This is a genomic window from Paenibacillus tengchongensis, from assembly GCF_008973665.1.
Taxonomy (GTDB): Bacteria; Bacillota; Bacilli; order Paenibacillales; family Paenibacillaceae; genus Paenibacillus_AQ; species Paenibacillus_AQ tengchongensis.
This window is the reverse complement of sequence record NZ_WACP01000007.1, coordinates 258,629-276,944: the sequence shown is the minus strand read 5'-3', so window position 1 is coordinate 276,944 and position 18,316 is coordinate 258,629. Positions and strand designations below refer to the sequence as shown.

Genomic DNA, 18,316 nt, shown 5'->3' with positions numbered 1-18,316 from the left:
ATCCCGTAAAGGAATGGCCCGCTGCACTTTATTTTCCGAATAGCTCCTTAAGGCCCAGCCGTTTCATCCCCTCGGTCCATGCCCACCCGCCCGCACTGGCCAGCACTACATTATGAACAAGCTTCATGGCCAGCGAATACGTCACGGTCCCGATAATAATCTCAATAACGAAGAAACGGAGCACATCTCCCTTGGTGATGACAAAGACTTGAAACTCATGCTTATGTAACGTAGGTCTCATTATCCACCTCATTCGCGTTTATGTACCCATATGCGGCCATCAGTTTGTCTGATTCCAGCTCTTTCTTTGGGATAATATACCGGCGAACGTTCTATTATGGATGTCAGCAATCCGTGACGCAGAAATATATACCGCATTACCGAATTACCGGCTTGGCCGGAATAATACCGGGACCGCTGATGATCATTTTTTGGCAGGGGCCTTAAAGGCCTGTTATCCTTGTAAAAGTCCGGGCTGTATCCGGCTCATACAAGCAGCCTATTTTCTGCGTTTGATAGGGATTACAATAAATCCCATGGTACATATAAGGATTACTACAACGTTTAGTGTAATACTTACGGGTCCTAGCTCAGCAAGAGTTAGATTAAGCACCGCATTAATGATGAGGATAATGAAGACAATCTGAAAAGCAGTTAGTTTCATTTATTCGCCTCTTTCTATGGATGATGATGGGGCGAGCGGCGTTGTATGGCCAAAAGCCCTATCCGGACTCACGGTCCGAAAAGGGCATTCAGGCATGTTAAATGAGTGCTGTAATTTACTTAAAGACCGGCTCCTTGAACAACGCCAGCTTGGCGGCAGAACCCTTCTCCACGTCTGCATGCAGGCTGTTTCCGTGGGAGTCCATCGTAACAATCGCGGCAAAATCCTCGACCTGCAGATGCCACATCGCCTCGGGAATCCCGAATTCCATAAAGTCCACGCCGTTGACCTTCTTGAGACATTCGGCATAATATTGCGCAGCTCCGCCGATCGCATTCAGGTACACACCGCCGTGCTCCTGCAACGCCTGCAGGGTCTTCGGTCCCATACCGCCTTTGCCGATGACGGCGCGGATGCCGAACTTCTTCAGGATTGCTCCTTGATACGGCTCCTCACGGATGCTCGTCGTTGGGCCGGCAGCCTTAACATGCCAGCCTTCCTCATCCTTCAGCATGACAGGACCGCAGTGGTAAATGACTGCTCCGTTCAAATCAACAGGCGCATCATGGTCCATCAGGTATTTATGCAGGGCATCGCGTCCGGTGTGCATTTCCCCGGAAAGAATCACCACGTCGCCGACACGCAGGCTGCGGATCTGCTCTTCGCTGATCGGCGTCGTCAGCCGGATTTCCCGCGTTCCCCCGGAAGACTGGCTGTCTGCGGAAGCAGTTGAAGCCGCTGAAGCGATCTCCGGTGCTGCTGCAATCGTCATGTCTACAGGAGCAACACCGTCGTTAACGGCAGCGCCAAGCCGTCCGGCAGCGACAGTTTCCAGGACCTCCGGCTCACCCTCTACCGAGATTCCTGTGCCGCTCTCGTAAAGCCATTCCTGGATACCGCCGTTCGCAGGCTCGATCAGCACACCCTGGCGGCGGAACGCCCAGCAATTATAGGCCACCGAGACGAAGAAGCTGGCCGGCAGCCGGTTCATCACGCCCACCTTGCAGCCCAGCAGCGTTACCTCTCCGCCGAAGCCCATGGTGCCGATACCCAGCTTGTTGGCATTCTCCATAATGTAGTCTTCCAGCTTGGCCAGATCGGCGACCGGATTCACATCATCCACCTTCCGGAACAGCTGCTTCTTCGCCAGCTCATAACCGGTGGTACGGTCACCGCCGATGCCGACGCCCAGAAAGCCCGCGCTGCAGCCCTGCCCTTGCGCCTGGTAAACGGCATGCAGAATGCATTTGCGGATGCCGTCGAGATCGCGTCCGGCTTTGCCCAGCCCCTCCAGCTCCGCCGGAAGGCTGTACTGGATATTCTTGTTCTCGCAGCCGCCGCCTTTGAGAATCAGCCGGACATCGATGTTCTCCTCTTCCCACTGTTCAAAATGAATCACCGGTGTGCCTGCGCCCAGATTATCGCCGCTATTCTCGCCCGTCAGTGAGTCCACGGAGTTGGGGCGCAGCTTGCCGCCCTTGGTGGCCCGGACAATGGCGCTGTGGATATCCTTTTTCATCTCCATCTGATTCACGCCGACAGGCGTATGCACGATGAAAGTCGGCATCCCCGTATCCTGGCAGATCGGTGATACCTCCTGCTCGGCCATACCGATATTCTGTGCGATGGTCGTCAGCGCCAGACCGGAACGGGTCGCCCGGTCCTCCAGCGCGCGCCCCTTGGCCACAGCCCGCCGCACATCGCCCGGCAGGTTGGTGGAGGTCTCCACGATCAGCTGATATATACTCTCTTCGAAATCCCGCATCGCTATCAAGCTCCTCTCTGGTCCGTCAAGGTTGCTTAAACTCTGTTACAATTAGTTATTATAATATCATATTAAAGCGCGTATGAAAGGGGTTACTTAAAAATTGAACTACCATTTCTCCGCTTATCTGTACCGCCTGCAGTACATTCAGCGCTGGAGCCTGATGCGCAGCACCACCCCGGAGAACGTGGCGCAGCATTCGTTCCAGGTCGCTCTGCTGGCCCATATGCTCTGCACGATCGGCAACGTCCACTTCGCCCGCTCGCTGAACGCCGACCGGGCAGCCACGATGGCGCTGTTCCACGACGCCACCGAGGTATTCACCGGCGACATCGCCACGCCGGTAAAGCACAACAACCCGCGGCTCCTTGCCAGCTTCCGCGACATGGAGCGGATCGCCGCCGAACGCCTGGCGGCGATGGTCCCGCCGGAGCTGCGCGCCGTCTACGCGCCGCTCCTGCAGCCGCAGGACAGTCCGCCCGGCTCCAGGGATGCCGGACTGCTCCTGTACGTCAAGGCGGCCGACAGCCTGGACGCCTATCTCAAATGCGTCTGGGAGGTCGCCGCAGGCAACCGCGAGTTCGCCGCCGCCAAGACGCAGACCGGTGCCAAGCTGCGCGAGCTGGCTCTGCCCGAGGTGGACTATTTCCTCGTCCACCTGGCGCCGGGCTTTGAGCTGTCGCTGGACGAGCTGTCGGCCGGCAGCGGGGAGTAGCGGCCCCGCAGCAGCCAGGCTAGGCCTGCGGGGCGGACAGCCAGGGAGTACGCCCCGGGCTGTAGGCATGCTTGGCACCTCTGACGTCGTTCCCAGTGTCAAAAGAAAATAAAGTTCTGGACTGCCGATGCTTCATTGGAGCTAACGGACAGGCTACTTCCAATGAATAAAAACTGTAAGGTATTTGCGATTTGCGGTTTATCATCCGGTGTTGGGAAAAGCACGCTTGTTAAGCAGTTATCGAAACAGATTCCTGATTCCGCGGCAGCTTACAGACCGAGGAGACGCTATTTAGCAGAATAGCAGCGTAAGAGAATGCTGGCTTTAGTAAGTTTGGATGAGTGTTACCGGCATGTGATGAGCATTATCAGCGTGATGGAACGTTTTGCAGCGGCGGTCCAAGACTTAATAAATGAAGTCTTAGGCACCCTGCGGTTTACACACTCCACTCAAACATTGTTGCTTGGCAATGCCGTTTACTCCAAACAACGATTCTACATCCCACTTTCGGCTGCCTTCCGCTACTCACAGCTCTCCGTATTCCCGGCCTACCCCAGAGCAGCAAAAAGCCCTATCCCTCCGGATAAGGCTTTAGCAAACCTGTATTTATACGAGCAGTATCAGCCGTTGATAATCTCGCCGCCGTTGACGTGGATGACCTGGCCGCTGACATAGGACGAATCGGTGGAAGCCAGGTAGACGTAAGCAGGAGCGAGCTCCTCCGGCTGGCCCGGACGCTTCATCGGCTGGGTTGCGCCGAATTCGCTGACCTTCTTGGCATCGAAGGTCGATGGAATCAGCGGTGTCCAGATCGGGCCCGGGGCCACGGCGTTGACACGGATGCCTTTTTCCGCCAGATTCAGGGCCAGCGAGCGGGTAAAGCTGAGAATCGCGCCCTTGGTGGACGAATAGTCCAGCAGCTCCGGCTGCCCGCGGTATGCGGTGACCGAGGTCGTGTTGATGATGGCAGCTCCTTTTTTCAGGTGAGGCAGGGCGGCCTTGGTCAGATAGAACATGGAGAAAATATTCGTCCGGAACGTCCGCTCCAGCTGCTCCGAGCTGATATCCTCCAGGCTCTTCTGAGGATGCTGCTCTGCCGCATTGTTGACCAGAATGTCCAGCTTACCGAGGCCTTCCACGGTCTTATTAATCAGGTCCTGGCAAAAAGCTTCTACGCCGATATCACCGGCCACCAGAATACATTTGCGGCCTTCCTGCTCCACCTGGCGTTTGGTCTCTTCCGCATCGGAATGTTCATCCAGATAGGAGATGACGACATCGGCGCCCTCCTTGGCATAATAGACGGCTACCGCCCGTCCGATTCCGCTGTCTCCGCCTGTAATCAGCGCGACTTTGCCGAGCAGCTTGCCTGCGGCCTTATATTCCGCCGATTCAAATTCCGGCAGCGGGTGCATTTCGCTCTCAAGCCCGGGCTGGCGGTCCTGCTCCTGAGGAGGCAGAGTTTTTTGCGTTTGCTTGTTGTCTGACATGTTCATAGTCTCCTTTCGCTGTGTGCATACTTTGCAATCTCACTCGGTTAGGATGGCTTATGGGACATGCTTTATTCGTACTGCATCAAGAGTGGATAAGTGATTACGTTATCTTACTTACCACACCTTGAGGCTTGTCAAACGATAATCTTGTCGTTTTTGCCGGATGCCGGATATATACTAAATTAGGTACTATGCAGGTTCTGTGCGAAAGTACGCAGTTACTTGGAGAGGAAGTTGACTTCATGGCAAAAAACTCACGGTCCATCATCGTCGCCGTCAAAGGCGTGATCCTGAACCAGGGGAGAGTATTGCTCGTGCAGCGTACTCAGGCCGATGCTGTAGGAGCAGGCACCTGGGAATGCGCCGGCGGCAAAATCGAATTCGGCGAAGGTCTGGAGGATGCGCTGGCCAGAGAAATCAAGGAGGAGACCGGTCTTACGGTAGCTGTGGGCGATCTGCTCTACGCCACCTCGTTCTTAACCGATCAGGCAAGGCAGCTGGTGCTGCTTACCTATCTGTGCCGTTCCGGCGGGGATAAGGTACAACTGTCGGAAGAGCACAGCCAATATCTGTGGTGCACCAGGAATGAGCTGCAGGAGCTGCTGCCGGCCGGCATTCTGGAAGACTTCACGCGCAGCGGGGTATGGGAGCTGCCAGAACTGGTGTAGCGGGTGCGGCTGATATAGCTGGTGCGGCTGAAACGGCTAATGCCCAAATAACCCGCAGCTCCGGATCTGGGAGGCGGGTTATTCCAGGTTCTTTATGTTGTTTTAGATGAGCTCGTTGTACACCATGAAAAAGATCATCAGCACAAGCGCCACCAGCAGCAGCAGGCTGAGCGTGCGGATTTTGCCGGTCTCGGCCGAGACATCGCGGTTCTCGCGCATGCCGGCGGCGGCCAGGCGCAGCGGCTTGCCCATAATGCCGCCAAGCGCAAACATGGCCAGCATCAGCACGACAACAATGACCATCCAAGGCACGGAATATTCGCCTTGCGACATCATGTAGCCGCCCGTCAGCAGCTGGATCACCAGCCCGTATTGGGCGAACCGGTTAAACCCGCTGATAAAACTCAGCGTGCCCTCTTTAGCGGAAGCAGACAGCTTCTGGGTCTTGCCCAGCACAAAGGGCAGCACCAGATAGAATCCCAGCGCCAGGGTGCCGATCATATGTAGGAAAAACGTAGCCTTCCACATACCAGGTAACCTCCTATATTTGCAGTGATTAAAGTTACATACTATTATACCCATTTCGGCATAGGAAGAAAAGGAAGAGGCCTGACAATTCCCGATTTACAACAAAGGCCCGCGGTTCTGTCAGAACCGCGGGCCAATTGTGATACTATACAAACCGGTTAAACTGTTACTGCCGAGGTCACATTGCGCACGGAATCAGCCGACTTATCCAAAGCCGCCTTCTCGTCCGGCGTCAGCTCCAGCTCATAAATGTTCTCAATGCCGCCTGCGCCCAGCAGCGCAGGTACGCCCATGAACAGATTGTCGTAGCCGTATTCGCCTTCCAGCAAGGCGATTACCGGAATAATCCGCTTCTTGTCCTTCAGGATCGCCTCGGTCATCTGTACCAGCGAGGCAGCCGGTGCATAGTAGGCGCTGCCGTTGCCGAGCAGGCTGACGATCTCTCCGCCGCCGACGCGGGTGCGCTGCACGATCTCTTCGATGCGCTCCGCCGGAATCAGCGTGTCGATCGGAATGCCGCCGACGCTGGAGTACCGCACCAGCGGCACCATGTCGTCGCCGTGGCCGCCGAGCACGAAGCCGCGCACATCCTCCACGGATACGCCCAGCTCCTGCGCGATGAACGTGCAGTAGCGGGCGGTGTCAAGCACACCGGACTGCCCGATGACGCGGTTCTTCGGGAAGCCCAGCGCGTTGTAAGCCACATAAGTCATCGCATCCACCGGGTTGCTTAGAATGATGACAATCGATTCAGGAGCAACCTGCTTCACATTGTCGCAGACCGACTTGACGATCCCGGCGTTCGTGTTCACCAGATCGTCGCGGCTCATGCCCGGCTTACGGGCAACGCCTGCAGTGATGATGACGATATCCGAATCGGCCGCATCCTCATAGTTGGACGTGCCGGTAATCTGGCTGTCGAACTTCTGAACCGGTCCGGCCTCCAGCATATCGAGTGCCTTGCCCTTGGTCGGATTCTCAAGCTGCGGAATGTCCAGCAGCACCACATCGCCCAGTTCCTTCTGCGCCAGCATCAGCGCCGTAGTCGCACCGGTGAACCCGGCGCCTACCACTGTAATTTTATAACGTTTGATGGCCACGATTTGACCTCCTAAAAGTTTTGTTAGGATTACTGCTGTGAATATGCATCGGACAAAACTTGCCTCGTAAGCATATGCTTAGTTTTGTTAGCGTTGCTGACTCCTACATATGCTTGATGATTTCGTCCGCGAAGCCGGAGCATTTCACTTCCGTTGCGCCTTCCATCTGGCGGGCGAAGTCATAGGTTACCGTCTTGTTGTTGATCGCTGTCTCCATGCCTTTGTAGATCAGGTCTGCGGCTTCCTGCCAGCCGAGGTGTTCCAGCATCATGACGCCGGAGAGAATGACCGAGCCGGGATTTACGACATCCTTGTCGGCATATTTCGGAGCCGTGCCGTGGGTTGCTTCAAAGATCGCATGTCCCGTGACATAGTTGATGTTCGCGCCCGGGGCGATGCCGATGCCGCCAATCTGTGCAGCCAGGGCGTCAGAGAGATAGTCGCCGTTCAGGTTCAGCGTGGCAATGACATCGAAATCAGTCGGACGGGTCAGCACCTGCTGCAGGGCGATATCGGCAATCGCGTCCTTGATGATAATCTTGCCGGCTGCTTCCGCTTCCTTCTGGGCAGCATTCGCAGCGGCTTCGCCGTCGCGCTCCTTAATAACATCGTACTGGTTCCAGGTGAAGACTTTGTCGCCGAATTCCTGCTCGGCCACTTCGTAGCCCCAGTTCTTAAACGCGCCTTCAGTGAATTTCATGATGTTGCCTTTGTGTACCAGCGTTACACTCTTGCGGCCATGCTTCACTGCATATTCCACAGCTGCACGCACAAGGCGCTTCGAGCCTTCGGAAGATACCGGCTTAATGCCGATGCCGGAGGTTTCCGGGAAGCGGATTTTGTTCACGCCCATTTCCTTCTGGAGGAATTCGATCACTTTCTTGACTTCCTCGGAGCCTTCCTTGTACTCGATACCGGCATAAATATCCTCGGTATTCTCGCGGAAGATGACCATGTCCACCAGCTCCGGATGCTTCACCGGCGAAGGCACACCGTCGAAGTGGCGTACGGGACGCAGACACACATACAAGTCCAGCTCCTGGCGCAGCGCCACGTTCAGCGAGCGGATACCGCCGCCGATTGGCGTGGTCAGCGGTCCCTTAATGGCGACAATGTACTCACGGATCGCCTCCAGCGTATCATTCGGCAGCCATTCGCCGTATGTATTGAAGGCCTTCTCGCCGGCAAACACTTCGTACCAGGCAATCTGCTTCTTGCCGCCGTAAGCCTTCTCCACTGCAGCGTCCAGCACGCGCTTCGATGCGCGCCAAATATCGCGCCCTGTGCCGTCGCCTTCAATAAACGGAACGATCGGCTGATCGGGAACCACCAGTTTGCCGTCTTCGATTGTGATTTGTTCGCCTTCTGTCGGCAGAGCGTATTTCTCCAGTTTCAACATGGTTGGGGATTCCTCCTATGGGGTAATTGCAGCAGCCGCCGCCCGGCGGTAACCGGAACGGTCCCGAAAGCGCAGCGGCTGCTGACGGTTTATTTATAGCTTATTCTACTAAAGGGAAGGAGACGCCTGCAAAGACAGGCTTATCTTTCATCCACCGGAACATACTTTTGTTCGATTTGACCGGTGTATTCGGCACGCGGACGGATGATGCGGTTGTTGTCATACTGCTCCAGGAAATGGGCAGTCCAGCCCGATACCCGGCTGATGGCAAAGATCGGCGTGAACAATTCACGTTCAATGCCAAGCTGGGTATACACGGAAGCAGAGTAGAAATCGACGTTCGGCTTCAGGCCTTTTTGCGAGGTAATCAGTTCTTCGATCTTCACGGACATGTCGTAGAGCGTAGTGTCGTCCTTCATCAGGCCCAGCTCACGGGACATCTTCATCAGATGCTTCGCGCGCGGATCGCCATTCTTGTATACCCGGTGCCCGAAGCCCATGATTTTCTCGCGGCGCTCCAGCTTATCCTGGATATACGGCTCTACCGCGTCCAGGCTGCCGATCTCCTCCAGCATCCGCATCACGGCCTCGTTGGCGCCGCCGTGCAGCGGGCCCTTCAGTGCGCCGATGGCTGAGGTCACACCGGAATAAATATCGGACAGGGTAGCGACGGTAACGCGTCCGGCAAAAGTGGAAGCGTTCAGCTCATGGTCGGCATGCAGCACCAGTGCAGAGTCGAGCGCTTTAACCGAAATCATGTCCGGTTCTTTGCCCCACAGCATATACAGGAAATTCTCGGCCAGCGTCAGCCCCTCTTTCGGTGCGACCGGTTCCAGACCCTTGCGGATGCGGGCCAGAGCGGCCACAATCGTCGGAATCTGGGCCTGCAGCTTCACAGCCTTGATCTCGTTGGCCTCGCGGCTCATATCGTCGGCGGCTTCATCGTACAGCGCCAGGCTGGACACGGCCGAACGCAGCGCAGCCATCGTGTTGGCTTCCTTTGGAAAGAGCTTCATCTGCGCGATGACCTGCTCCGGGATCGCGGCGAACGCGCTCAAATCCCGCTGCAGCGCCTGCAGCTCATTGGCGGTGGGCAGAGCGCCGAACCACAGCAAATAGGCGGTCTCTTCAAAGCTGGCGTTCACCGCCAGATCGTCGATATCATATCCGCGGTAAGTGAGAACTCCGTCCACAATGGAGCTGATCGAAGAGGTCGTGGCAACGATGCCTTCCAATCCTTTTGTAGCTGTCATAGTTATCTCTCTCCTTTGCCAACAAGGGTATAAAAAGCCGTTCCTAACATGATGAAAACATTTACAATTTTGCGGATACATCTTCACGAAAGAGTGGGCGGATGCAGTATTTGCGGGGAATGCAACGATATTTAAAGCAGATTCTTTAATAATCATAACGGATTTTGACGTTTATGTGAACAACATGGAAGCTTTAGCAAGCATCAAATGATTTTATCAAGGAGATAGAAAAAAACGAACGATTCTCTGTTTCATGAATGCGTTTTCAGTTTAGCGGGTCTCCGCTTTCCGCTCCCTGTAGTCTTTTAAGGACAATCTATGAATATACATAGAGTATCAATGCAGGAATCATTCGGGGGAGGACCGGAGGATGGACATGCTTGTGCTAAAAAGAGTGCTGCGCGGCTTATGGGTGCTTCTGGCCGCCCTGGGCTTCGTGCTCGCCGTATACTTTCTGCTGCCGCTTCTCTATCCGCTCCTGCTGGCCTGGCTGCTTGCTTACTTGATGCGCCCGCTGGTGGAGCTGCTGAAGGGCATCCGGCTGCCGGGCTGGCTGGCCGTATCCTTGTCGCTGCTGCTGTACGTCGGCGGCACCGCCCTGGTGCTGACCGCCCTGATCACCCGTCTGGTCAAGGAACTGATTGGCCTGCTGCAGACCTTTGACCTGCATACCGACCAGTGGCGCGAGCTGCTGCTCTCCTTCAGCCGCAATGCCAGTATCCAGAACATCATCAATCAGATCAACCAATTCTATTATGACAATCCCGACTATCACGCCACCATCGACAGCAATATCAGCCGCACGACAGAAAGCGTCGGCCATGCCGTCACCAAGCTGATCACCGGCTTCTTCAATATGATTCTGAATCTGGTCTCCGCTCTGCCCAGTCTGGGGACGATTCTGATCGTCATTGTGCTGGCCGCTTTCTTCCTCAGCACCGGCTGGGAACGGCATAACGCCAGGCTGAGCCTGCTGCTCCCCGCCCGCCTGCAGCGTCCGGTGCTGGAGATATGGGGCGATCTGCGCAAGGCGCTGTTCGGCTATCTGCGCGCGCAGCTCGTGCTGATCTCGGTAACAGCGGTGATTGTCATTGCCGGATTGCTGGTGCTGCGTGTCAATTCGGCTTTTGCCATCGGGCTGACCATCGGGCTGGTCGATATGATCCCTTACCTCGGCGTCGGAATTATCCTGCTGCCCTGGTCGCTGTACTCGTATATGATCGGCGACCTGGGTCTCGCCGCCGGACTGCTCGTACTGTACGCTGTGATTCTCGTGACCCGCCAAGTGCTGGAGCCCAAGGTGCTGGCCAGCAGCGTAGGTATCGATCCGCTCGCCATGCTGATCGGCGTGTTCGCCGGCATGCAGCTGTTCGGGATGCTCGGCATCCTCCTGGGCCCGGTAGTCCTGGTGATCCTGGATGCGTTCAACCGGGCCGGGGTGTTCCGGGCGCTCCTCAGCTACGTCGTCAGCGGCCGGCTGCACTGAATACCCCCGCAAAGTGAAGCTTTTGCTTTGAAGCTGTTTCCTGGTACTTTGCGGGGACCCCAATAAGCAGCCGCAGCGAGAAGCAGGAAAAGACCATCCAATAAGGATGGCCCAAAAGAAAATTTTTCACATGGTAATACATTCCCTGTTCCAGACTTTAACGGAGCACACGCACATTGGCATGTAAATCCCGGCCCGGAAGCTCCTGCGCATCCGACTCGTACATCGCGACCTTGGCGCCAATGGACCGGAAGCTGCCAATGACGTCCTCGTAGCCGCGCTCGATATGCTCGACTCCTGTAATATAGGTACTGCCCTCAGCAGCCAGACCGGCCAGCAGTAAGCAAGTGCCGGCACGCACATCTCCAGCATGAACCCAGCCGCCCTTCAACGGGTGTCCGCCGCGGATAAACACGCTTTCCCGCCGCAGCTCTATCTCTGCACCAAGCCGCCGCAGCTGCGGAACGTGAGCTAACCGTTTAGGATAGACGCGGTCGTTAACGATGCTCGTCCCCTTGGCCTGCAGCAGAAGTGCGGTCATGGGCTGCTGTAAATCGGTGGCAAATCCCGGGTACATCCCCGTGCGGATCCGCGTTGCCTTCAGCGGGCCGGTTCCGTAAGCTGTAATCTGGCTCTCGCCGCACTCCACAGCTATCCCGATCTCCTCCAGCTTGGCTATGCAGGCGCCCAGATGCTCGGGAATGACGTCCTTGACGGTAATCTGCCCTCCCTGCAGCCCCGCCGCCATCAGAAACGCTCCGGCGATCAGCCTGTCCGGAATTACCGTATGCGTTCCCCCATTCAGATAAGAGACGCCTTCAATACGGATATGTTCCGTTCCCGCCCCGGTAATCCGTGCTCCGAGCCGGTTCAGGAAGCTTGCCGTATCGCACACCTCCGGGTCCACCGCTGCGCCATGCAGCCGGGTCTGCCCTTTGGCCAGCACAGCCGCCAGCATCGCATTGATCGTCGCACCTGAGGTAATGGTGTCGAAATAAATATCCGCACCCTTCAGCCCGGCTGTCTCGACTTCATAATAGTCTTCGAAGATATGTATTTGCGCTCCGAGCGCTTTAAATACCTTGATATGCTGGTCAATCGGCCTTGAGCCGAAATCGTCGCCTCCGGGCATTCCGATGGTGACTCTGCCGAATCTGGACAGCAGCGCGCCGGCAAAATAATAGGAGGCCCGGTAGCTCGAAGCTTTGCCCGGATCGATCACGGAGCTGTGAATGCCGCTCGGGTCAATGATCACCTGTCCGCCATCCTGCTCCAGCCTGATCCCGATATCCCGGCCGATCTCCGCAATAATCCGGACATCGTCTATGCGCGGTATGCCCTCTAGAGTTACGGTATGGTCGGTCAGACAAGCGGCGGCCAGCAAGGCAAGGGAGCTGTTCTTCGATCCCGGGATATGCACCGTTCCGTTCAGCGGTCCTGAATACTCCGCCTGTATGTACTTCATGAAGTTATCCCCGCTCTCGTTATAATGTTTTCATTTCAGATTCGAGCATGTATCCACCGCCGCGCACAGCGCTGATAAGAAAGGTATTCTTCCCGTATTTTTTGCGGACCCGGTATATGAGGGCGTTCAGTTCATCGAGAGTTACATCGGTGACACCATGTGACCCCGCTAATCTTTCCGGCCATACCCTGGATTTGATTTCGCTCAGCGGAACAAGCCGGTTGGCGTTCTCATGGAGCACACGAATCAGCAGATATTCTTTTTCGGACATGCGGATTCTCCTGCCGTCCACTACACATTCCCTCTTTTCCCAGTGAATTGTGAGCGGCGGAAGCTGCGGGATTTCCAGGTAACTCGTGATGCTGAGCGGTCCTATATCCAGAGTCTGATCGGCAAACATATAGGAGAAGTCGAGGACGACCATCCCTCTGGCTAGCTTAATGATATCGAAATTGTTCAAGGGATAGGGCATGTGGGGCGTTAGCGGTACGCCATTGATCTCCGTTCCGTGGCGGCTTCCTAAATCATATAGCACCGCCTTGTCCTGCTCCCTGCGGATAACGAAATGCTTCCGGGAGATAAAGGCATTCGTAAAAGCCATATCCGGAGTGATCAGTCTGGAGGCCCGGCCGACCAGGATTTCATCCTCTCCCAGATTCACGCAGGTGCCCGATCGATAGGGTTCGCCGCGTACAACATATAAGCATGCATAACTTTCCAGAGTCATCCCCTCCGTTTACTGTTCCAGGATTCCTTGCATTGTAAAATAACCCCAGTGCTTATCGTAACTCAAGCTGTGGCTAAATAAAACCCCTGCACACTGACGGCTCACTCACATTTCAATAACACATTACAAAAAAGCGCATCACTCTGCTTGAATGCAGAGCAACACGCTTTGTCAATGATGCCGCAGCTATCTGCGGTAGTAGGTGATGGTTCCGTTCTTCATCTTCTTCTCGATCCATTTCAGAAGAACCACCCGGTACAGCGGGCGGGTGAGCGGAAAGACCAGCGAGAAGCCGACGATATCGGTTATAAATCCCGGCAGAATCAGCAGCAGGCCGCCGAAAAAGATGCACAGACCGTCCAGCATCGTCCGCCCGGGCACCTTGCCCTCCTGCATTTGCAGCTTGCTGTCCTGCAGCACCTTCTTGCCCTCAAAGCGCATCATGAGCATGCCGATCACCGAAGTAAACAGCATTAAGAGCAGCGTCTTGGGCGCCCCGATTGCTTCCGCGACATAAATGAAAGCGAATAATTCCACAGCCGGGATGATAAAAAGCGCCGCCCACAGCCATTTGCTTCTGATCATTACTTTCCTCCTTCTTCCCCGAGCGCTCCTTGAATCGCCTGATACAGCTCCGGCAGCGCCCGGTCCAGCCGGACCGGCTTCCACTCCCCGTTCACCCATACATGGCTGGTGGTTCCGGCAACCAGTAATTCACCGGGAAGCTCTTCCCGCGATAGGGGTGCGGGAAAATGCGGAAATTCCTGTACGCTTTCTGCTTGCGCTTCCCCGCTCCCGATCCGGCGCACTTCATATTCATAACCCACCCTGAGCGCCGAGCAAACGGTAATCCGCGCAAATACGGCTACAAGATCATCATAGCGCGCCGGCGCTTTATATTGCAAATCTGCCGCCGTCACCGGCAGCAGCACGCCCATTTCCTCCATGGAGCGGTAGGTTAGGCCCAGCCTGCGGAACATTTCCGTCCGGCCGCTCTCGAACCAGCTCAAGTAATTGGCGTGGTAGACCACACCCATCCGGTCGGTCTCCTGATAACGGACCCGAAATGCTGTGCCGTACCAGCGGCCGGCGGATGGCGGCTCCTGTGATTTCATTGGTATTGCTCCTTTCCATTAACCTCCCGGATGCTGTTTCAAGCGCCAAGCTCTCCGGGGGCGGCCGGAGCCGGGATGGCGCGACGCGAGCGGCGGGCCACATACAGCAGCAGCGCAGCCCCGATCATGGAGCTCAGCATACAAGATATATTCATGGCGTTCACGCCGCCCTGATCCAGCAGAAAGCCGTTCAGCAGATTGCCGAGAATCCCGGCAAAGCCCGAGAAGACCATGTTGAACACGCTCTGGCCGGTAGCCTGAATCTCAGGCAGCGTAATCTTTGATACATATTCGACGGCTGCAATATAAAAGAACCCGAAGGACAGCCCATGGAGCACCTGAACTCCGATCATCACCATCGGGTAAGGGAACAGCACCTGTATGCCCCAGCGCAGCACATAAATCAGCGCGCCCAGCAGCAGGGTCCGTTCCATCCCCAGTCTCCGGATGACCTTGGAAGCAAAGAACATGGACGGCACATTCGTTACGGAAGCCAGAAATAAGGCGATGCCGGAATGGCTGGTCGAGCCGCCCACCGATTGGAAGGCAATCACAAAATAGGTCCCGAACGCCGTCATGGTCTGGTTAACCAAAAAGCTGCCGCCAAGAAACGCCAGAAAGATGCGGTTGCCGAGCAGCTGCTTCACGCCTTTGGAGAACGACTGGGTCATCATATGATTCTCCTCCGCCTGCCTTGGCAAGGATAACGCAATGGCCACAGCGATGCTGCTGAACAGCAGAAAAGGCACCCAGATCGTCGATACGGATACCTCGGCAATATACTGCGCCCCCGCATAGCCCCCCACAGCCGCGCCAATACTCATCATCAGCCGGATGCTGCCATAGGTTGCCCCGGCCTGGTTGGCCGCCGCAATGGCGTAAGAATCGGCTATAGGGGCCTGTGTCGAAGAGAAGATGGTCGATACGGTGTAGACCAGCAGCAGAACGATGAAATACTCGGACCTGTAAAAGACGGAGAGCACCGCCGGCACGGCCACGCTGAAAATGAGCACCAGCCGCGCCTGATTGTATCTGTCCGCAATCAGCCCCCAGACCGGCTGGATCATAATCGCAATCAGGGTACCGGTAGCCATCAGCATACCAATCTGGCCGACATCAAGTCCGTTATCCTTGAGCAGCAGTGAAAGGTAGGAGCCGAACGAGCCGCCGGCCAGCCCCAGAAACAGATAAAAGCCGCGGAGCTTCACTAGTTTATTCATGGCTATCTATAAATCCTTCCCATTCCTTTTTAGCGGAATACCCAACCTTAAGAAGAGTTCGCCGCATTTAATAGAGAGAAATCCTTGCAAAGGCGGTGGACAAGTGGGCACAGTAGTCCAAACCAAGAGCAGCAGGCCCTGTCTGATTGACAAATCCAATTCAGTCCGGACCCGGAGGGCCGGATTCGGCTGGAACTCCCGCAACTGGAGCGGCTATGCCGTAACCGGAGCCAAGGGCTCCATCAAGCGAATTTCTGCCGAGTGGAATGTTCCTGTGGTCAACCCTTCAGAAAGACCAACCTATTCTTCGGCCTGGATCGGCATCGACGGCTTCAAGAACGGCAGCCTGATTCAGACGGGAACCGGTCATGAGTCGGCGAATGGAAGCGTCAATTACTATGCCTGGTGGGAGATCCTCCCGGCCTCGGAAACCGTTATTCCGCTCCCGGTTTCACCCGGTGACCGCATGTATGCGCTAATCTATAAGCTTCGTCCCGGAAAATGGGTTATCTTCCTCCGCAATTTCAGCAAAGGCTGGTTCTTCCGGACAGTGCAGAAGTATACCGGCCCGCATAACTCTGCGGAATGGGTGGTGGAAGCCCCGCTGGTCGGCGGCAATGTGGCCGCTCTTACCCGCATGTCGACTGTCATCTTCAGCCGCTGCCGGCTGAATGGCAAGAGTCCCCGGCTCACCGCCCGGAACGGCGGCTACATGATCCAGAAGAGAGTGACCGTAGCCATCCCGTCCTGCCCGAACCGCAGCGGGGACAGCTTTGCGGTCAGACGTTCTTATCGTAAAAGCGTGCCTCTCGCCTGTTCGCGGAGCCCGCTCTTTAATCCATCCTAAGGTGTTTCTCTGCAAAAATACCGGCAACTTCCATCATAGCTGCAGCCGGCTCCCAATGCTACAAAAAGAGCAATGGTGAATTACACCATTGCTCTTTAAACGATTAATCCATTCAATCATTGAAATGCAGCTTAGTCGGCTGGGATCGTGTCCACTTTCACCAGGTTGGTGGAACCGGATTTGCCCAGCGGGATTCCTGCAGTAATGACTACCAGATCTCCGGCTTTAACGAGCCCGGAAGCTTTGCCGCCTTTAAGTGCAGTTTCCAGCAATTCGTCGGTCGAAGTCGCTTCTTGTCCGAATACAGGTGTAATTCCCCATACTACAGCCAGTTGACGCATCGTTCTTTCCTGAGTCGTAACCGCGATGATCGGCGATTTCGGACGGTATTTGGAAACCACGCGCGCAGTGTGGCCGGTAACTGTGGAAGAAAGAATCGCTTTCGCGTTCAGATCCAGGGCGGAAATCGCTACGGATTGGCTGATCGCTTCAGTTACGGTTGTTTCCTGGGCGATTTGCTGCTTCATGAAGATTTCACGGTGGTTCAGTGCGGACTCAGCCTTCTCAGCGATGCGGGACATCGTCAGCACGGATTCTACCGGATATTTACCGGCAGCAGTCTCGCCGGACAGCATGATTGCGTCGGTTCCGTCAAATACGGCGTTGGCCACGTCACTCGCTTCGGCGCGGGTAGGACGCGGGTTGCGCTGCATGGAATCCAGCATCTGCGTTGCAGTGATAACCGGTTTACCGGCAACATTACATTTACGGATCATCATTTTTTGCACGAGCGGCACATCTTCAGCTGGAATTTCCACGCCGAGGTCGCCGCGGGCAACCATCAGACCGTCGGATGCGGCCAGGATTTCATCAAGATTGTCAACGCCCTGCTGATTCTCAATCTTGGAGATGATTTGAATGTGGGAAGCATTATGCTTCTCCAGCAAGGAGCGGATTTCCAGAACGTCGCTGGCTTTGCGCACGAAGGAAGCGGCGATAAAATCAATGTCCTGTTCGATCCCGAAGATGATGTCGTTGGTATCTTTTTCCGTAATGCCCGGCAGGGAAATGGCAACTCCAGGCACGTTAACGCCCTTCTTGCTCTTGATGGTTCCGCCGTTTACGATACGGGTCTTGATTTCGGTGCCTTGAATGTCGACAACTGTCAATCCGATCAGACCGTCGTCGATCAGAATTGTCGATCCAACTTGAACGTCGTTAGGAAGATCTGCATAGGTCACAGAAATACGGTTCTGATCGCCGAGGATTTCTTCCGTAGTCAGTGTCAGGAACTCATCCTGAACCAGTTCAATCGGTTCCACTTCCAGCTTGCCTGTGCGAATTTCCGGTCCTTTGGTGTCGAGCAGGATGGCAACGGTTTTGCCAAGCTCTTTCGAAGCCTGACGGATCGTTTTGATGCGGCCGCCATGCTCCTCATAATCGCCATGGGAGAAGTTCAGACGGGCTACATTCATACCAGCCAAAATCAATTTTTTGATGTTCTCCAACGACTCACTTGCAGGTCCGATCGTACATACAATTTTACTTTTCCGCATTAGGTTTTCCTCCGTTTTTTCGTTCTCTCTGTCTCACTTTTTCCAACTACAAAATCTACTATAAGGCTTGTTGCTTGTATAGGAACTTTATCACATATACCATATACTGCGCCCTTATGAATATTACTGCAAGTCGGAGACAAAATCAATGTTGCAGCGACTTTTTCGTGTAAAATCCGGTCGAATTCTTTAGCGGGGCGGTCCCGGAACAAGAATAATCCCGCTATGACGGCGGGATTATTTTTATAGTATATAAGCACTTCTCCGGTACACCTTGCACAGACCGGGTAAGTGCAGAAAGTGCAAATAGGTGAA

The 18,316-nt window shown here is 55.3% G+C and carries 17 protein-coding genes; 4 read left to right on the top strand and 13 right to left on the bottom strand.

The genetic code is table 11. From position 1 onward, the window contains the following. Positions 1-28: 28 nt before the first annotated feature. Both F1381_RS14145 and F1381_RS14140 read right to left on the bottom strand, forming a co-directional pair. Positions 29-241 (bottom strand): hypothetical protein, encoded by a 213-nt coding sequence (locus F1381_RS14145; RefSeq protein ID WP_151735496.1) that lies wholly within the window; start codon positions 239-241, stop codon positions 29-31. Positions 242-779: 538 nt separating this feature from the next. Further along, complete coding sequence (locus F1381_RS14140) at positions 780-2,429, bottom strand: fumarate hydratase (protein WP_151735495.1); 1,650 nt, start codon at positions 2,427-2,429, stop codon at positions 780-782. 103 nt (positions 2,430-2,532) lie between these two features. On the opposite strand from F1381_RS14140, the gene yfbR reads away from it, so the two are divergent. Further along, positions 2,533-3,144 carry a 5'-deoxynucleotidase gene (gene yfbR / locus F1381_RS14135; RefSeq protein WP_151735494.1) on the top strand — a complete coding sequence of 204 codons (612 nt, stop codon included), beginning with the start codon at positions 2,533-2,535 and terminating at the stop codon, positions 3,142-3,144. A gap of 620 nt (positions 3,145-3,764) precedes the next feature. Here yfbR and F1381_RS14130 read toward each other — a convergent pair. After that, on the bottom strand, positions 3,765-4,634 hold the full coding sequence (locus F1381_RS14130) for an SDR family oxidoreductase (RefSeq protein WP_151735493.1): 870 nt from the start codon (positions 4,632-4,634) through the stop codon (positions 3,765-3,767). A 245-nt stretch (positions 4,635-4,879) separates the two neighbouring features. Here F1381_RS14130 and F1381_RS14125 point away from each other — a divergent pair, with 245 nt between their 5' ends. After that, a complete protein-coding gene (locus tag F1381_RS14125; RefSeq protein WP_151735492.1) occupies positions 4,880-5,305 on the top strand; it encodes an NUDIX hydrolase in 426 nt (141 codons plus the stop codon). Positions 5,306-5,407: 102 nt separating this feature from the next. Here F1381_RS14125 and F1381_RS14120 read toward each other — a convergent pair whose 3' ends face one another. The 4 genes from F1381_RS14120 to citZ form a co-directional block, all read right to left on the bottom strand. Next, entirely contained in the window at positions 5,408-5,833 is a 426-nt protein-coding gene (locus F1381_RS14120) for a hypothetical protein (RefSeq protein ID WP_151735491.1), read from the bottom strand. A 158-nt stretch (positions 5,834-5,991) separates the two neighbouring features. Further along, complete coding sequence (mdh, locus tag F1381_RS14115; protein ID WP_151735490.1) at positions 5,992-6,933, bottom strand: malate dehydrogenase; 942 nt, start codon at positions 6,931-6,933, stop codon at positions 5,992-5,994. Between the two features lie 103 nt (positions 6,934-7,036). Next, positions 7,037-8,332: an NADP-dependent isocitrate dehydrogenase gene (gene icd / locus F1381_RS14110; RefSeq protein ID WP_151735489.1), complete on the bottom strand. Its 1,296-nt coding sequence runs from the start codon at positions 8,330-8,332 to the stop codon at positions 7,037-7,039. A 140-nt stretch (positions 8,333-8,472) separates the two neighbouring features. After that, on the bottom strand, positions 8,473-9,585 hold the full coding sequence (gene citZ / locus F1381_RS14105; RefSeq protein ID WP_151735488.1) for a citrate synthase: 1,113 nt from the start codon (positions 9,583-9,585) through the stop codon (positions 8,473-8,475). A gap of 370 nt (positions 9,586-9,955) precedes the next feature. On the opposite strand from citZ, the gene ytvI reads away from it, so the two are divergent. Then, positions 9,956-11,071, top strand: a complete 1,116-nt coding sequence (ytvI, locus tag F1381_RS14100; RefSeq protein ID WP_151735487.1) for a sporulation integral membrane protein YtvI — start codon at positions 9,956-9,958, stop codon at positions 11,069-11,071. A gap of 157 nt (positions 11,072-11,228) precedes the next feature. On the opposite strand, the gene murA is transcribed toward ytvI, so the two are convergent. The 5 genes from murA to F1381_RS14075 all read right to left on the bottom strand — a co-directional run bounded on the left by murA (position 11,229) and on the right by F1381_RS14075 (position 15,598). Next, positions 11,229-12,536: a UDP-N-acetylglucosamine 1-carboxyvinyltransferase gene (murA, locus tag F1381_RS14095; protein ID WP_151735486.1), complete on the bottom strand. Its 1,308-nt coding sequence runs from the start codon at positions 12,534-12,536 to the stop codon at positions 11,229-11,231. A 19-nt stretch (positions 12,537-12,555) separates the two neighbouring features. Continuing rightward, positions 12,556-13,197, bottom strand: coding sequence for an FHA domain-containing protein (locus F1381_RS14090; RefSeq protein WP_246188025.1), 642 nt, complete (start codon positions 13,195-13,197; stop codon positions 12,556-12,558). Between the two features lie 252 nt (positions 13,198-13,449). Continuing rightward, positions 13,450-13,848, bottom strand: coding sequence for an FxsA family protein (locus F1381_RS14085; RefSeq protein WP_151735485.1), 399 nt, complete (start codon positions 13,846-13,848; stop codon positions 13,450-13,452). Next, entirely contained in the window at positions 13,848-14,378 is a 531-nt protein-coding gene (locus tag F1381_RS14080; protein WP_151735484.1) for an acyl-CoA thioesterase, read from the bottom strand. Before F1381_RS14080 ends, F1381_RS14085 begins: the two co-directional genes overlap by 1 nt. 38 nt (positions 14,379-14,416) lie before the next feature. Then, complete coding sequence (locus F1381_RS14075; protein WP_151735483.1) at positions 14,417-15,598, bottom strand: MFS transporter; 1,182 nt, start codon at positions 15,596-15,598, stop codon at positions 14,417-14,419. A gap of 103 nt (positions 15,599-15,701) precedes the next feature. Here F1381_RS14075 and F1381_RS14070 point away from each other — a divergent pair, with 103 nt between their 5' ends. Then, complete coding sequence (locus F1381_RS14070; protein WP_246188024.1) at positions 15,702-16,445, top strand: G1 family glutamic endopeptidase; 744 nt, start codon at positions 15,702-15,704, stop codon at positions 16,443-16,445. Between the two features lie 131 nt (positions 16,446-16,576). Here F1381_RS14070 and pyk read toward each other — a convergent pair whose 3' ends face one another. Beyond that, on the bottom strand, positions 16,577-18,001 hold the full coding sequence (gene pyk, locus F1381_RS14065; RefSeq protein ID WP_151735481.1) for a pyruvate kinase: 1,425 nt from the start codon (positions 17,999-18,001) through the stop codon (positions 16,577-16,579). Positions 18,002-18,316 lie beyond the last annotated feature (315 nt).

What these genes read in the sequence shown, in the direction of transcription:
- F1381_RS14145 (WP_151735496.1), bottom strand. Translation starts at nt 241, where the DNA reads ATGAGACCTACGTTACATAAGCATGAGTTTCAAGTCTTTGTCATCACC.
- F1381_RS14140 (WP_151735495.1), bottom strand. Translation starts at nt 2,429, where the DNA reads ATGCGGGATTTCGAAGAGAGTATATATCAGCTGATCGTGGAGACCTCC.
- F1381_RS14130 (WP_151735493.1), bottom strand. Translation starts at nt 4,634, where the DNA reads ATGTCAGACAACAAGCAAACGCAAAAAACTCTGCCTCCTCAGGAGCAG.
- F1381_RS14125 (WP_151735492.1), top strand. Translation starts at nt 4,880, where the DNA reads ATGGCAAAAAACTCACGGTCCATCATCGTCGCCGTCAAAGGCGTGATC.
- F1381_RS14120 (WP_151735491.1), bottom strand. Translation starts at nt 5,833, where the DNA reads ATGTGGAAGGCTACGTTTTTCCTACATATGATCGGCACCCTGGCGCTG.
- icd (WP_151735489.1), bottom strand. Translation starts at nt 8,332, where the DNA reads ATGTTGAAACTGGAGAAATACGCTCTGCCGACAGAAGGCGAACAAATC.
- citZ (WP_151735488.1), bottom strand. Translation starts at nt 9,585, where the DNA reads ATGACAGCTACAAAAGGATTGGAAGGCATCGTTGCCACGACCTCTTCG.
- ytvI (WP_151735487.1), top strand. Translation starts at nt 9,956, where the DNA reads ATGGACATGCTTGTGCTAAAAAGAGTGCTGCGCGGCTTATGGGTGCTT.
- murA (WP_151735486.1), bottom strand. Translation starts at nt 12,536, where the DNA reads ATGAAGTACATACAGGCGGAGTATTCAGGACCGCTGAACGGAACGGTG.
- F1381_RS14085 (WP_151735485.1), bottom strand. Translation starts at nt 13,848, where the DNA reads ATGATCAGAAGCAAATGGCTGTGGGCGGCGCTTTTTATCATCCCGGCT.
- F1381_RS14080 (WP_151735484.1), bottom strand. Translation starts at nt 14,378, where the DNA reads ATGAAATCACAGGAGCCGCCATCCGCCGGCCGCTGGTACGGCACAGCA.
- F1381_RS14075 (WP_151735483.1), bottom strand. Translation starts at nt 15,598, where the DNA reads ATGAATAAACTAGTGAAGCTCCGCGGCTTTTATCTGTTTCTGGGGCTG.
- pyk (WP_151735481.1), bottom strand. Translation starts at nt 18,001, where the DNA reads ATGCGGAAAAGTAAAATTGTATGTACGATCGGACCTGCAAGTGAGTCG.